This window comes from Pseudomonas sp. UBA6276, assembly GCF_002438365.1.
Lineage (GTDB): Bacteria > Pseudomonadota > Gammaproteobacteria > Pseudomonadales > Pseudomonadaceae > Aquipseudomonas > Aquipseudomonas coleopterorum.
In genome coordinates, this window is sequence record NZ_DJUS01000171.1 from 1 (window position 1) to 14,987 (window position 14,987).

A 14,987-nucleotide genomic window follows, 5' to 3' on the forward strand; every position below is an offset into this window, starting at 1 on the left:
AGCCATCCTTGATCACGGTGACGTCGATGTTCAGCACGTCACCGTTCTTGAGCGGCTTGTCGTTGGGGATGCCGTGGCAGACCACATGGTTGATCGAGGTGCAGATCGACTTGGGGTAGCCTTTATAGTTGAGCGGGGCAGGGATGGCCTGCTGCTCGTTGACGATATAGTCGTGGCACAGGCGGTCGAGTTCTTCGGTGGTGACGCCGGGCTTGACGTGAGGCGCGATCATCTCCAGCACCTCGGCGGCCAGGCGGCCGGCAATTCGCATCTTCTCGATGTCTTCGGGGGTCTTGATGGTCACGGTCATTCGGGGCTCTCTGAGCGCTTGCGCGCATTCGCAGGCTGGAAATCGAGGCGATTCTACCAGAGCCACCACGGACTGCCGCGCGGCGCTGACGACGCCTCTATATAAGAGGTGATGGGCGCCATTGTCGCGCGAATCCGGCAGCGGCGCAAAAGCCGTTGTGCATCGACGCTATTTCAGGTTTCTATATCGAGGCGGCTATGGTATAAAATGCGCCGCTTTCCGGGGATGCCCCGGGAGCAACCAAACCCACACACGTGTCGACACGATGACCTGGGTGCCGGTGGTTCTGCCACGGGTTGGTCATTGGGATACGTGGAGGCTTAACCCGACTTATCAAGGAACTATCATGTCCCAAGTCAACATGCGCGATATGCTGAAGGCCGGTGTGCACTTCGGTCACCAAACCCGTTACTGGAATCCGAAAATGGGTAAGTACATTTTCGGCGCGCGTAACAAGATCCACATCATCAACCTCGAAAAAACCCTGCCGATGTTCAACGAAGCGCTGACCTTCGTAGAGCGCCTGGCCCAGGGCAAGAACAAGATCCTGTTCGTCGGTACCAAGCGTTCCGCCGGCAAGATCGTGGCCGAGGAAGCAGCACGTTGCGGCTCGCCGTACGTCGACCATCGCTGGTTGGGCGGCATGCTGACCAACTTCAAGACCATCCGTGCTTCGATCAAGCGTCTGCGCGACCTGGAAACCCAGGCCGAAGATGGCACCTTCACCAAGCTGACCAAGAAAGAAGCTTTGATGCGCACCCGTGATCTGGAAAAACTGGATCGCAGCCTGGGTGGTATCAAGGACATGGGCGGCCTGCCTGACGCACTGTTCGTCATCGACGTCGACCACGAGCGCATCGCGATCACCGAAGCCAACAAGCTGGGTATCCCTGTCATCGGCGTCGTCGACACCAACAGCAGCCCTGAAGGCGTTGACTACATCATCCCAGGCAACGATGACGCTATCCGCGCCATCCAGCTGTACATGGGTTCGATGGCTGACGCGGTCATCCGTGGTCGCAACCACGTGGCTGGCGGTACTGAAGAATACGTTCAGGACGCACCTGCCGCAGCGGTAGAAGGCTGAGTCTAGACGCCCAGCGTTTACTCGGTACGCAAAAAGGGGGCTAGGCCCCCTTTTTGCCACCTCGAGAACCATTGCCGGCATCGTCATCGCTCGAATTGTAAAGAGCCGCTGGCAAGGTCAAGAATTGAGCGCCCGTTAACGGGTGGAATGGTTAGACACCTATCCAAGAGGAATTTGAAATGGCAGAGATTACTGCAGCGTTGGTCAAAGAACTGCGCGAGCGTACCGGCGAAGGCATGATGGATTGCAAAAAGGCCTTGACCAAGGCCGGCGGCGACATTGAAAAAGCCATCGACGACATGCGTGCTTCCGGTGCCATCAAGGCCGCCAAGAAAGCCGGCAACATTGCTGCCGAAGGCGCCATCGCCGTCAAGGTTGCCGCTGACAACAAGTCCGCAGTCATCCTGGAAGTCAACTCGCAGACCGACTTCCTGGCTCTGCAGGACGACTTCAAGAACTTCGTCGCCGCCAGCGTTGAAAAGGCTTTCGCCGACAAGCTGACCGACGCAGCTCCACTGATCGCCGCTCAAGAGCCGGCTCGTGAAGCCCTGGTTGCCAAGGTTGGCGAAAACGTCAACATCCGCCGCCTGGTGCGTGTGGAAGGCGACGTGGTCGATGCCTACCTGCACGGCAACAAGATCGGCGTCATCGTCGCCCTGAACGGCGGCAACGCCGAACTGGCTCGCGACATCGCCATGCACGTGGCTGCCAGCAACCCGGAATTCCTGCTGCCATCGCAGGTTTCGGCCGAAGCGATCGAGCGTGAGAAGGGCGTCTTCATGAGCCTGAACGAAGACAAGATCAAGGGCAAGCCAGCCGAAATCGTCGAGAAAATGGTTGCTGGTCGTATCAGCAAGTTCCTCGCCGAAGCCAGCCTGGTCGAGCAGGCGTTCGTCAAGAACCCTGAAGTCAAGGTCGGTGACCTGGCCAAGAAAGCCGGTGCTGAAATCGTTTCGTTCACCTACTTCAAGGTAGGCGAAGGCATCGAGAAGCCTGTCGACAACTTCGCTGACGAAGTTGCCGCACAAGTGGCCGCTGCCAGCAAGCAATAAGACGGATTCGTCCTGTTGCCCCAAAGAGGCTGCCCGCTTACGCGCGCAGCCTCTTTTTCAAAGTCGGGACCCGGATTTAGCCGCTTACAAGGCGCAGGTCCGGTGGTACTGTCGCAGTGCCGCAAGCTAGAGTTAGGCGCGCCGTACACCGGCCCGTCCAGAATTTATTAAACGCCGCAGGAGAGACACGCAATGGCTCAGCAGGTGAGTGGTCGTCAACCTCGCTATAAACGCATTTTGCTCAAACTTAGCGGCGAGGCCCTGATGGGCTCCGAAGACTTCGGGATCGACCCGAAAGTGCTGGACCGCATGGCCCTCGAAGTGGGGCAGCTGGTTGGCATCGGTGTTCAGGTAGGCCTGGTCATCGGCGGCGGCAACCTGTTCCGCGGTGCCGCCCTCAGCGCGGCCGGCATGGACCGTGTCACCGGCGACCACATGGGCATGCTGGCCACGGTCATGAACGCCCTGGCGATGCGCGATGCGCTGGAGCGCTCCAACATTGCCGCCATCGTCATGTCGGCCATCTCGATGGTCGGCGTGACCGACCATTACGATCGTCGCAAGGGTATTCGTCACCTCAATTCCGGCGATGTGGTAATTTTCGCCGCCGGTACCGGCAACCCGTTCTTCACCACCGACTCCGCAGCGTGCCTGCGCGCCATCGAGATCGATGCCGACGTGGTCCTCAAGGCGACCAAGGTGGACGGTGTCTACACGGCCGATCCGTTCAAGGATCCGCATGCTGAGAAATTCGACCGCCTGACGTACGATGAAGTACTGGATCGCAAACTGGGCGTGATGGACCTGACCGCCATCTGCCTGTGCCGTGACCACAAGATGCCGTTGCGGGTATTCAACATGAACAAGCCTGGCGCTCTGCTGAACATCGTAGTGGGCGGCGCCGAAGGAACTCTGATCGAGGAAGGCGAAGTATGATCAACGAAATCAAGAAGGATGCGCAGGCGCGCATGCAGAAATCTCTGGAGTCGCTGCAGCACGCGTTCGGTCGTATCCGTACCGGCAAGGCGCACCCAAGCATCCTGGAAGGCGTCCAGGTTCCCTACTACGGTGCCGACACCCCGATCAACCAGGTCGCCAGCATCACCGTGAAGGACTCGCGTACCCTGCAGGTGGTTGCGTTCGAGCGCAACATGCTCGCTGCGGTCGACAAGGCCATCGGTGCTGCCGGCCTCAACCTCAACCCGACCAACCTGGGCGAGCTGCTGCTGATCTCGATGCCGGCGCTGACTGAAGAGACCCGCAAGGGCTTCACCAAGCAGGCCCGCGACGCTGCCGAAGATGCCCGCGTGGCCGTGCGCAACATCCGTCGTGATGCCTTGAGCCAGTACAAGGATCTGGTCAAGGAAAAGGAAATCAGCGAAGACGAAGAACGTCGTGCCGCCGATGATATCCAGAAGCTGACCGACAAGTTCGTCGCGGACATCGAAACGGCCGTGAAGCAGAAAGAAGCGGACCTGATGGCCGTTTAAGGAATTAGTCCGTCTCATGGAAAAGACCAAGTTGGCTGTACCTTCCACGGTACCGCGGCATGTTGCGATCATCATGGATGGCAACAATCGCTGGGCCAAGAAACGTTTGTTGCCCGGTGTCGCTGGGCACAAGGCCGGTGTGGATGCCGTGCGCGCGGTCATCGAGGTGTGTGCCGAGGCCAAGGTCGAGGTACTGACCTTGTTCGCCTTTTCCAGCGAGAACTGGCAGCGCCCGGCCGACGAGGTCGGGGCGTTGATGGAGTTGTTCTTCAGCGCGTTGCGTCGCGAAGCGCGTCGGCTGAACGACAACCGCATCAGCCTGCGGATCATCGGTGACCGCTCGCGGTTCCACCCCGAACTGCAGGCGGCCATGCGTGAAGCCGAAGCGGCCACTGCCGGCAACGACCGCTTTGTCCTGCAGATCGCCGCCAACTACGGCGGTCAGTGGGACATCGCTCAGGCGGCCCAGCGTCTCGCGCGGGAAGTCCAGGCCGGTCACCTGAAACCGGAAGACATCACCCCCGATCTGCTGCAGACCTGCCTGGCCACAGGCGACCTGCCCTTGCCGGACCTGTGCATCCGCACCGGCGGCGAGCATCGCATCAGCAACTTCCTGCTATGGCAGCTGGCTTATGCCGAGCTGTATTTTTCCGACCTGTTCTGGCCGGATTTCAAACACGAAGCCATGCGCACGGCGCTGGCCGATTTCGCTTCGCGCCAGCGCCGGTTCGGTAAAACGAGCGAGCAGGTGGAAGCCGGAGCCCGTGCTTAATGCTTAAACAACGCATCATCACTGCGCTGATCCTGCTGCCGATTGCCCTGTGCGGTTTTTTCCTGCTCGAAGGAGCAGGCTTCGCCCTGTTCATCGGCGTGGTGGTCACCCTGGGTGCCTGGGAGTGGGCGCGCCTGGCCGGCTTCGAAAAGCAGTCCGCGCGCATCGCCTTCGCGGCGGTGGTCGCGGGCCTGTTGTTCTTCCTTTACCTGACGCCCGGTCTGGCGCCGTTCGTGCTCGGCGCTGCGGTGCTGTGGTGGTGTCTGGCCACTTTCCTGGTCCTGACATACCCGCGCACCAGCGAGCATTGGGCCAGCCTTGCCTGCAAGCTGCTCATCGGCCTGCTGATTCTGCTGCCTGCCTGGCAAGGCCTGGTGTTGCTCAAGGGTTGGCCACTGGGCAACTGGCTGATCATGACTGTCATGGTGCTGGTCTGGGGTGCCGACATCGGCGCCTACTTCACCGGCAAGGCTCTGGGCAAGCGCAAGCTGGCACCTCAGGTCAGTCCTGGCAAAAGCTGGGAAGGTTTCTACGGTGGCCTGGTGACCAGCCTGTTGATCACCTTGGCCATTGGCCTGGTGCGTGACTGGGGCGTAGGCCAGATGCTCGCGGGCCTGCTCGGCGCCGCGATCGTGGTGGCCATTTCGGTCGTGGGTGACCTCACCGAAAGCATGTTCAAGCGTCGTTCCGGCATCAAGGACAGCAGCAATCTGCTGCCCGGCCATGGCGGCGTGCTCGATCGCATCGACAGCCTGACCGCAGCGGTACCGGTGTTCGCCGTACTGCTGTGGGCCGCTGGCTGGGGCGTGATGTGAGCGGCGTGCAGCGTATTACCGTACTGGGCGCAACCGGCTCCATTGGTCTGAGCACGCTCGACGTCATCGCCCGGCATCCGGACCGCTATGCCGCATTCGCCCTGACCGGTTTCTCACGCATGGACGAACTGTTGGCGCTGTGCCTGGTGCACCGTCCGGTGTTCGCCGTGGTGCCCACTGCGGCGCGTGCCAGCGACTTGCAGCAAGCGCTTCTTCAAGCTGGGTCTCGCACCGAAGTACTGGTAGGCGAGGAGGGCTTGTGCCAGGTGGCGGCGGCGCCGGAAGTGGATGCGGTCATGGCTGCTATCGTCGGCGCAGCCGGCCTGCGCCCCACGCTGGCCGCCGTCCGTGCGGGCAAGAAAGTGCTGCTGGCCAACAAGGAAGCACTGGTCATGTCAGGCGCCTTGTTCATGCAGGCCGTGCGCGACAGCGGCGCGGTCGTGCTGCCGATCGACAGTGAACACAACGCGATTTTCCAGTGCATGCCCGGTGACTTCGAGCGCGGCCTGAGCAACGTCGGTGTGCGCCGGATTCTGCTGACCGCATCGGGCGGTCCGTTTCGGCAGACCCCCCTTGAGCAGTTGGAACAAGTCACCCCAGAGCAGGCCTGCGCCCATCCGAACTGGTCGATGGGGCGCAAGATCTCCGTCGATTCGGCGAGCATGATGAACAAGGGGCTGGAGCTGATCGAGGCCTGCTGGCTGTTCGATGCGCGTCCGGCCCAGATCGAGGTCGTGGTCCATCCGCAGAGCGTGATCCATTCCCTGGTCGACTATGTCGACGGCTCGGTGCTGGCGCAGTTGGGCAACCCCGACATGCGCACGCCAATCGCCCATGCCATGGCCTGGCCTCAACGTGTGGACTCCGGCGTGGCACCTCTGGACCTGTTCGCCATCGCCCGGCTGGATTTCGAGGCGCCGGACGAGCAGCGGTTTCCCTGCCTGCGTCTTGCGCGGCAGGCGGCGGAGGCGGGCGACAGCGCCCCGGCCATGCTCAACGCGGCGAACGAGATTGCCGTGGCGGCGTTCCTCGAGCGTCGCATACGCTATCCGCAGATCCCGCGTATGATCGAAGACGTCTTGAACCAGGAGCCTGTCGTTGCGCTGGATACGCTCGACACGGTGTTCGCCGCGGACGCCCGCGCGCGGGATCTGGCCCAGCAGTGGTTGAACCAGCACGGGAACTGACACCCGTATGGCCGTCGTTCGGAGAGAGTTATGAGTGCGCTCTACATGATTATCGGCACCCTGGTGGCATTGGGGGTGCTGGTTACCTTTCACGAGTTTGGCCACTTCTGGGTCGCACGGCGCTGTGGCGTCAAGGTGCTGCGTTTTTCGGTAGGCTTCGGCACGCCGCTGCTGCGCTGGCACGACCGCCAGGGCACCGAGTTCGTCGTTGCGGCCATTCCCTTGGGCGGCTACGTCAAGATGCTCGACGAGCGTGAGGGCGAGGTGCCGGTCGACCAGGCTGACCAGTCCTTCAATCGCAAGAGTGTGCGTCAGCGCATCGCCATCGTCGCTGCCGGACCGGCGGCCAACTTTCTTCTGGCCTTGGTGTTCTTCTGGCTGCTGGCGATGCTGGGTACCCAGCAACTCAAGCCGGTGGTCGGATCGGTCGAGCCGGGCAGCATTGCAGCAACCGCCGGTCTGATGGCGGGCGAAGAAATTGTTGCGGTAGATGGCGAGAGCACTGCAGGTTGGGCAGCGGTGAACCTGCAGATGGTCCGTCGACTGGGTGAAACCGGGTCCTTGCAACTGACCGTACGCGAGCCGGGTTCCGATGCCGAGACTACTCGTTCGCTGGCCCTGAGCCAGTGGCTGCAGGGTTCCGAAGAACCTGATCCGATTCGCTCGCTGGGCATCCGTCCGTGGCGCCCAGCGCTGGAGCCGATCCTGGCCGAACTCGATCCGAACGGTCCGGCCCAATCCGCTGGGCTGCGCAACGGGGACCGTCTGTTGGCACTGGACGGCCAGCCACTGGGCGATTGGCAGCAGGTCGTGGACCTGGTGCGCCAGCGCCCGGACAGTCGAATCGTATTGCGCGTGGAGCGTGACAATGCCCAACTGGACGTACCGGTAAACCTGGTCTCAAAGGGCGAGGGTAAAGCCACGGGGTACCTGGGCGCCGGGGTGAAACCGGTCGAGTGGCCACCACAGATGCTGCGCGAAGTCAGCTTCGGGCCGCTCGATGCCGTGGTCGAAGGCGCCAGGCGTACCTGGACCATGAGCGTGCTGACCCTTGATTCGCTGAAGAAAATGCTGTTCGGCGAGCTGTCGGTAAAAAACTTGAGTGGACCGATAACCATTGCTAAAGTGGCGGGCGCTTCGGCCCAGTCGGGTTTTGGGGATTTCCTGAATTTCCTCGCCTACCTGAGCATAAGCCTCGGAGTTCTCAATTTGCTGCCCATTCCAGTACTGGATGGGGGGCATCTGCTGTTCTATCTGATCGAATGGGTGCGTGGTCGCCCAGTGTCCGATCGGGTACAGGGTTGGGGAATCCAGATCGGCATCAGTCTGGTGGTTGGGGTCATGTTACTTGCCCTGATAAACGATCTGGGTCGACTGTAACGCTTCGCTCGTTCGCGAACCTGCCGCTTTTGCGGCAGTTTGTTTATTGCCAGTTGGAATAAGAAAGGACTTCATGAAACGTCTGCTGCTAACTGCGGTTCTTGCCGTACTGATGATCGCTGAAGTTCACGCCGCGTCCTTCACCATCTCCGATATTCGTGTCAACGGTCTGCAGCGGGTTTCCGCTGGCAGCGTGTTTGGCGCGTTGCCGTTGAACGTAGGTGACCAGGCCGACGACGGTCGCCTGGTGGAATCGACCCGTGCACTCTTTAAAACCGGGTTCTTCCAGGATATCCAACTGGGCCGGGACGGTAATGTCCTGGTGATCACCGTGGTCGAACGACCTTCGGTGGCCAGTATCGACATCGAAGGCAACAAGGCCATCTCCACCGAAGACCTGATGAAGGGCCTCAAGCAGTCCGGCCTGGCCGAAGGCGAGATCTTCCAGCGTGCGACCCTCGAAGGCGTGCGCAACGAGTTGCAGCGCCAGTACGTCGCCCAGGGTCGCTACTCGGCGTCGGTCGACACCGAAGTGGTCACCCAGCCGCGCAACCGTGTGGCCTTGAAGATCAACATCAACGAAGGCACGGTCGCGGCCATCCAGCACATCAACGTGGTGGGCAACTCGGTATTCCCCGAGGAAGACCTGACCGACCTGTTCGAACTCAAGACATCCAACTGGCTGTCGTTCTTCCGCAACGACGACAAGTACGCACGCGAAAAGCTGTCCGGTGACCTGGAGCGTCTGCGCTCCTACTACCTGGACCGCGGCTACATCAACATGGACATCGCCTCCACCCAGGTGTCGATCACGCCGGACAAGAAGCACGTCTACATCACCGTCAACGTCAACGAAGGTGAAAAGTACACTGTTCGTGACGTCAAGCTCAGCGGTGACCTGAAAGTGCCTGAAGATCAGGTCCAGCAGCTGATGCTGGTGAAGAAGGGCCAGGTGTTCTCGCGCAAGGTCATGACCTCGACTTCCGAGTTGATCACCCGCCGCTTGGGTAACGACGGCTACACCTTCGCCAACGTCAACGGCGTGCCTCAGCCGCACGACGAAGACCACACCGTGGACATCACCTTCGTGGTCGACCCGGGCAAGCGTGCCTACGTCAACCGCATCAACTTCCGTGGCAACACCAAGTCGGAAGACGAAGTGCTGCGCCGTGAAATGCGCCAGATGGAAGGCGGCTGGGCGTCGACCTACCTGATCGACCAATCCAAGACCCGCCTCGAGCGCCTCGGCTTCTTCAAGGAAGTGAACGTCGAAACGCCGGCCGTGCCCGGTACCGATGACCAGGTCGACGTCAACTACGCCGTGGAAGAGCAGGCGTCGGGTTCGATCACCGCCAGCGTCGGCTTCGCCCAGAGCGCCGGTCTGATCCTGGGTGGTTCGATCAGCCAGAACAACTTCCTGGGTACCGGTAACCGCGTGTCGATCGGCTTGACCCGCAGCGAGTACCAGAGCCGCTACAACTTCAGCTACACCGACCCCTACTACACGCCGGACGGCGTCAGCCTGGGCTACAACGCGTTCTACCGCACCACCGACTACGACGACCTCGACGTCGACGTGGCCAGCTACGCGGTGGACAGCCTGGGCGCCGGCATGAACTTCGGCTACCCGATCAGTGAAACCTCGCGCCTGACCTTTGGCCTGAGCGTGCAGAACGACAAGATCAAGACCGGTAAATACACCGTTGAAGAGATTTTCGACTTCATCGAGAAGGAAGGTGAGAACTTCACCAACTTCAAGGCTTCGGCCGGCTGGTCTTCGTCAACGCTGAACAAGGGTGTACTGCCGACCCGCGGTGCCTCGCAAAGCCTGACCGGTGAAATCACCATTCCGGGCAGCGACCTGTCGTTCTTCAAGATCGACTATCGCAACCAAGCGTTCGTGCCGGTCACCGAAAACTACACCATGCGCTTCCACACCGAACTGGGCTATGGCGATGGTTACGGTTCAACCGACGGCCTGCCGTTCTACGAGAACTATTACGCCGGTGGTTTCAACTCGGTACGTGGTTTCAAGGACAGTACGTTGGGTCCGCGTAGTACTCCGAGTCAAAAGAACGATGCCCGAGGCACCCTCGCAGACCCGGACCAGGATCCACTGGCATTCGGCGGCAACGTACAGATCACCGGTGGTGCCGAAGTTCTGTTCCCGCTGCCGTTCGTGAAGGATCAGCGCTCATTGCGTACTTCCCTGTTCGTCGACGTTGGTAACGTATTTGATACCAACTGCAACGACAGCAAAACTGCAACCGGTGAACCCGTCCGTTGCAACGACATCGACATCGCCAACATGGCCGTCTCCGCCGGTCTGGGTGTGACCTGGATCACCGCCCTGGGCCCGTTGAGCTTCAGCCTGGCAATGCCGGTCAAGAAACCTGACAACGCCGAAACCCAAGTCTTCCAATTCTCTCTGGGTCAGACCTTCTAAGGTCTGCTCCTTGGCAACAACAACGGATTTTGTAGGAGTTTATTGTGCGCAAGTTGACTCAAATGGTTGTTCTGGCCGCGACCCTCGCCGCCTCGCTGGGTGCCACTCCGGCTTTCGCCGACATGAAAATCGCCGTTCTGAACTATCAGATGGCACTGCTCGAGTCTGACGCGGCCAAGAAATACGCTGTCGATGCCGAGAAGAAATTCGGTCCGCAGTTGAGCAAGCTCAAGACCCTGGAAAGCAGCGCCAAGAGCATTCAGGACCGTCTGGTCGCCGGTGGCGACAAGATGGCCCAGCCCGAGCGCGAGCGCCTGGAACTCGAATTCAAGCAGAAAGCCCGCGACTTCCAGTTCCAGTCCAAGGAACTGAACGAAGCCAAGGCCGTTGCCGACCGCGAAATGCTCAAGCAGCTCAAGCCCAAGCTTGACGGCGCCGTCGAAGAAGTCATCAAGAAAGGTGCCTTCGACCTGGTGCTGGAGCGCGGTGCGGTGATTGATGTCAAACCTCAGTTCGACATCACTCGCCAGGTCATCGAGCGCATGAATCAGTCGCGCTGATATGACAGCGACCATGAAGCTCGGTCAGCTGGCTGAGTTCCTGGGCGCCACGGTCAGTGGCGACCCGGAGAAGATCATCACTGGGCTGGCCACCTTGCAGGAGGCCGGCCCAGCTCAGCTCAGCTTTCTGGCCAATCCGCAGTACCGCAAGTTTCTGCCCGACAGCCATGCCGGGGCCGTACTGCTCAAGGCCGCTGATGCAGAAGGGTTCAAGGGCGACGCGCTGATCGTTCCCGACCCATATCTGGCCTATGCGCGCATCTCCCACTTGTTCGATCCCAAGCCCCGCGCCAGCACGGGTGTGCACCCTACTGCGGTCATCGCTGCCGATGCCCAGGTCGATGCTGCTGCCAGTGTCGGGCCGTTCGCGGTCGTGGAGAGCGGGGCCAGGATCGCGGCCGGTGTGACCGTCGGTGCGCACTGTTTCATCGGTGCACGCTGCGAGATCGGCGAGGGCGGCTGGTTGGCGCCCCGGGTCACGCTCTATCACGACGTGCGCATCGGTAAGCGAGTAGTCATCCAATCCGGAGCCGTGCTGGGTGGCGAGGGCTTCGGCTTTGCCAACGAGAAAGGCGTCTGGCAGAAGATCGCCCAGATCGGCGGCGTCAGCATCGGCGACGACTGCGAGATCGGTGTAAATACCGCCATCGACCGTGGTGCACTGGCCGATACCGTGATCGGCAATGGCGTGAAGCTCGATAACCAGATCCAGATTGCCCACAACGTGCAGATTGGCGACAACACCGCCATGGCAGCCTGCGTTGGCATTTCGGGAAGCAGCAAGATCGGCAAGAATTGCATGCTCGCAGGCGGTGTAGGCCTGGTCGGGCACATCGAGATCTGCGATGGGGTATTCATCACTGGCATGACCATGGTGACCCATTCGATCACCGAGCCGGGTGCCTATTCCTCGGGTACGGCGATGCAGCCGGCAGCCGAGTGGCGCAAGAGCGCTGCGCGATTGCGGCATCTGGATGACATGGCTCGGCGCCTCAAGCAGGTGGAAAAGCATGTCGAGGCAGTGACCCAAGGCGGTAAAGCGTCATCTGATGGCTGATACCTTTTCCATATCAAGTGTGCCCAGCCGCTAGACTGCCCCTTGATTTGCAATAGGAGTGTCGCGCGTCAGCCGCGCGCTCCCTATCTTTACTACAGGCTTCCCCCCGAAATGATGGACATCAACGAGATTCGCGAATACCTGCCGCACCGCTATCCCTTCCTGTTGGTGGATCGGGTCGTGGAGCTGGACGTCGAAAGCCAGAGCATTCGCGCCTACAAGAATGTCAGCATCAACGAGCCGTTCTTCAATGGTCACTTTCCCGCGCACCCGATCATGCCGGGCGTGCTGATCATCGAGGCCATGGCCCAGGCCGCCGGTATTCTCGGTTTCAAGATGCTCGACGTGAAACCGGCCGACGGCACGCTGTACTACTTCGTGGGTTCGGACAAGCTGCGTTTTCGCCAGCCTGTGCTGCCGGGTGATCAGTTGATCCTGGAAGCCAAGTTCATCAGTTGCAAGCGCCAGATCTGGAAGTTCGACTGCAAGGCTTCGGTCGATGGCAAGCCGGTCTGCTCGGCCGAGATCATCTGTGCGGAACGCAAGCTATGAGTTTGATTGNNCCCTCGCGCCATCATCGATCCGTCCGCCATATTGGCAGATGGTGTCGAAGTCGGCCCTTGGTCGATCGTTGGTGCGGGCGTGGAAATTGGTGAAGGTACCGTGATCGGTCCTCACGTCATTCTCAAGGGGCCGACCCGCATCGGCAGGCACAATCGCATCTACCAGTTTTCCTCGATCGGGGAAGACACGCCGGACCTCAAGTACAAAGGCGAGGAAACCCGCCTGGTCATCGGTGACCACAACGTCATCCGCGAAGGCGTGACCATCCACCGTGGCACCGTGCAGGACCGCGCCGAAACCACCCTGGGCGACCACAACCTGATCATGGCTTATGCCCATATCGGGCACGACAGCGTGATCGGCAACCACTGCATTCTGGTCAACAACACCGCTTTGGCCGGCCATGTGCATGTTCACGACTGGGCGATCCTCTCCGGCTTCACCTTGGTTCACCAGTACTGCCACATTGGCGCCCACAGCTTTTCAGGCATGGGTACCGCCATCGGCAAGGATGTACCGGCCTATGTCACGGTATTCGGCAACCCGGCCGAAGCTCGCAGCATGAATTTCGAAGGCATGCGCCGCCGCGGTTTCAGCGACGAAGCGATCCACGCGCTGCGCCGTGCCTACAAGACGGTCTACCGCCGTGGCCTGACCGTCGAGCAGGCGCTGCTCGATCTGGAAGAACCTGCGCGGCTGCACCCTGAAGTCGACGTGTTCCTCAAGTCGATCCAGTCCTCGACTCGCGGCATCACCCGCTGATGTCTCACCCCGCACCGCTGACCGTGGCACTGGTGGCAGGCGAAGCCAGTGGCGATATCCTGGGTTCCGGGCTGATGCGTGCGCTCAAGGCGCGCCATCCGCATATCCAGTTCATCGGCGTCGGCGGCCCGCTGATGGAAGCCGAGGGGCTGGTCAGTCGCTTCCCCATGGAGCGCCTGGCAGTGATGGGCCTGGTCGAAGTGCTGGGTCGTCTGCGCGAACTGCTGGCGCGGCGCAAGCAGCTGATTGCCGAGCTGATTGCCTGCAAGCCGGACGTGTTCATCGGCATCGACGCACCCGACTTCACCCTGAACATCGAACTCAAGCTGCGCCAGGCCGGGATCAAGACCGTGCACTACGTGAGCCCCTCGGTCTGGGCATGGCGGCAGAAGCGTGTATTGAAGATTCGCCAGGGTTGCGACCTTATGCTCACGTTGCTGCCCTTCGAGGCTCGCTTCTACGAGGAGCAGGGCGTGCCGGTGCGTTTCGTCGGTCACCCGTTGGCCGATACCATCGCCCTGCAGGCGGACCGTAGCCAGGCCCGCACCCAGCTGGGCCTGGCCGGCGAGTTCCCGCTGGTGGCGTTGATGCCCGGCAGTCGCGGTGGGGAAGTCGGCCGGCTGGGCGAGCTGTTCCTCGACAGTGCCCAGTTGCTGCTGCAGTCGAAACCGGATGCACGCTTCGTGATTCCCTGTGCCACCCCCCAGCGGCGGGCGCAACTGGAGCAGATGCTTGCGGGGCGCACGCTGCCGGTGACCTTGCTCGACGGCGACTCGCATACGGCGCTGGCTGCCTGTGACGCGGTATTGATCGCTTCCGGTACGGCCACTTTGGAAGCCCTGCTGTACAAGCGCCCGATGGTGGTTGCGTATCGACTGGCGCCCCTGACGTACTGGATTCTCAAGCGCATGGTCAAGAGCCCCTACGTGTCGTTGCCCAACCTCCTGGCCCAGCGCATGCTGGTGCCCGAGCTGCTGCAGGATGACGCTACGCCCCAGGCGCTGGTCGAGCGCTTGCTGCCGCTGCTGGCCGGTGGCGAGGAGCAGACCAGCGGTTTCGACGCGATTCACCGCACGCTGCGCCGCGACGCCTCCAACCAGGCGGCCGACGCCGTGCTGCAACTGATAGGCAGGAACGATGGCTAAGCCTCTACAGACAAGCAGGCAACTGCAAATGGGCCTGGATTTCGATCTGGTCGAAGAGTTGGTCGCCGGTGTCGATGAGGTCGGCCGTGGCCCGTTGTGTGGCGCGGTGGTGACGGCGGCGGTGATCCTCGATCCGCGTCGGCCAATCCTGGGCCTCAACGATTCGAAGAAACTCACCGAAGCGCGTCGCGAATTGCTCTACGACGAAATCTGCGAGAAAGCGCTGGCCTGGTGTATCGCCCGTGCCGAGGTCGAAGAGATCGACCGCCTGAACATTCTGCACGCGACCATGCTGGCCATGCAGCGGGCGGTACAGGGCCTGAGCATCACGCCAAAACTGGCGCTGATCGACGGCAATCG

The 14,987-nt window shown here is 61.1% G+C and carries 16 protein-coding genes; 15 read left to right on the forward strand and 1 reads right to left on the reverse strand.

The genetic code is table 11. The features are described from left to right. On the reverse strand, window positions 1–310 hold a 310-nt coding region (locus B2V21_RS19445; RefSeq protein WP_286917748.1), incomplete at its 3' end, for a M24 family metallopeptidase. 346 nt (window positions 311–656) lie between these two features. Here B2V21_RS19445 and rpsB point away from each other — a divergent pair. The 15 genes from rpsB to B2V21_RS19520 form a co-directional block, all read left to right on the forward strand. Beyond that, on the forward strand, window positions 657–1,397 hold the full coding sequence (gene rpsB, locus B2V21_RS19450; protein ID WP_049862289.1) for a 30S ribosomal protein S2: 741 nt from the start codon (window positions 657–659) through the stop codon (window positions 1,395–1,397). Window positions 1,398–1,576: 179 nt separating this feature from the next. Then, the gene (gene tsf / locus B2V21_RS19455; protein WP_049862288.1) at window positions 1,577–2,449 is read left to right on the forward strand and encodes a translation elongation factor Ts; all 873 of its coding nucleotides are present in this window, start codon (window positions 1,577–1,579) and stop codon (window positions 2,447–2,449) included. 192 nt (window positions 2,450–2,641) lie between these two features. Further along, entirely contained in the window at window positions 2,642–3,385 is a 744-nt protein-coding gene (gene pyrH / locus B2V21_RS19460; protein ID WP_049862287.1) for a UMP kinase, read from the forward strand. Further along, window positions 3,382–3,939: a ribosome recycling factor gene (gene frr, locus B2V21_RS19465; protein ID WP_049862286.1), complete on the forward strand. Its 558-nt coding sequence runs from the start codon at window positions 3,382–3,384 to the stop codon at window positions 3,937–3,939. The genes pyrH and frr overlap by 4 nt, the downstream gene beginning before the upstream one ends. 16 nt (window positions 3,940–3,955) lie before the next feature. Next, window positions 3,956–4,711, forward strand: a complete 756-nt coding sequence (gene uppS, locus B2V21_RS19470) for a polyprenyl diphosphate synthase (RefSeq protein WP_043185089.1) — start codon at window positions 3,956–3,958, stop codon at window positions 4,709–4,711. Then, a complete protein-coding gene (locus tag B2V21_RS19475) occupies window positions 4,711–5,526 on the forward strand; it encodes a phosphatidate cytidylyltransferase (RefSeq protein ID WP_049862285.1) in 816 nt (271 codons plus the stop codon). The genes uppS and B2V21_RS19475 overlap by 1 nt, the downstream gene beginning before the upstream one ends. Beyond that, window positions 5,523–6,713, forward strand: a complete 1,191-nt coding sequence (ispC, locus tag B2V21_RS19480) for a 1-deoxy-D-xylulose-5-phosphate reductoisomerase (protein ID WP_286917749.1) — start codon at window positions 5,523–5,525, stop codon at window positions 6,711–6,713. The genes B2V21_RS19475 and ispC overlap by 4 nt, the downstream gene beginning before the upstream one ends. Window positions 6,714–6,743: 30 nt before the next feature. Next, window positions 6,744–8,093: a sigma E protease regulator RseP gene (gene rseP / locus B2V21_RS19485; RefSeq protein WP_286917750.1), complete on the forward strand. Its 1,350-nt coding sequence runs from the start codon at window positions 6,744–6,746 to the stop codon at window positions 8,091–8,093. Window positions 8,094–8,166: 73 nt separating this feature from the next. Further along, a complete protein-coding gene (gene bamA, locus B2V21_RS19490) occupies window positions 8,167–10,539 on the forward strand; it encodes an outer membrane protein assembly factor BamA (protein WP_049862283.1) in 2,373 nt (790 codons plus the stop codon). A 44-nt stretch (window positions 10,540–10,583) separates the two neighbouring features. After that, window positions 10,584–11,099, forward strand: coding sequence for an OmpH family outer membrane protein (locus B2V21_RS19495; RefSeq protein ID WP_049862282.1), 516 nt, complete (start codon window positions 10,584–10,586; stop codon window positions 11,097–11,099). Between the two features lies 1 nt (window position 11,100). Then, window positions 11,101–12,156: a UDP-3-O-(3-hydroxymyristoyl)glucosamine N-acyltransferase gene (gene lpxD / locus B2V21_RS19500; protein ID WP_056843850.1), complete on the forward strand. Its 1,056-nt coding sequence runs from the start codon at window positions 11,101–11,103 to the stop codon at window positions 12,154–12,156. A gap of 111 nt (window positions 12,157–12,267) precedes the next feature. Beyond that, the gene (gene fabZ, locus B2V21_RS19505; RefSeq protein WP_043185101.1) at window positions 12,268–12,708 is read left to right on the forward strand and encodes a 3-hydroxyacyl-ACP dehydratase FabZ; all 441 of its coding nucleotides are present in this window, start codon (window positions 12,268–12,270) and stop codon (window positions 12,706–12,708) included. 6 nt (window positions 12,709–12,714) lie between these two features. Beyond that, window positions 12,715–13,482, forward strand: a complete 768-nt coding sequence (gene lpxA, locus B2V21_RS19510) for an acyl-ACP--UDP-N-acetylglucosamine O-acyltransferase (protein ID WP_286917751.1) — start codon at window positions 12,715–12,717, stop codon at window positions 13,480–13,482. Beyond that, entirely contained in the window at window positions 13,482–14,627 is a 1,146-nt protein-coding gene (gene lpxB, locus B2V21_RS19515) for a lipid-A-disaccharide synthase (protein WP_286917752.1), read from the forward strand. The genes lpxA and lpxB overlap by 1 nt, the downstream gene beginning before the upstream one ends. Before the next feature lie 22 nt (window positions 14,628–14,649). Further along, window positions 14,650–14,987 (forward strand): ribonuclease HII (locus B2V21_RS19520; protein ID WP_286917753.1); only part of this gene is annotated, 338 nt, incomplete at its 3' end.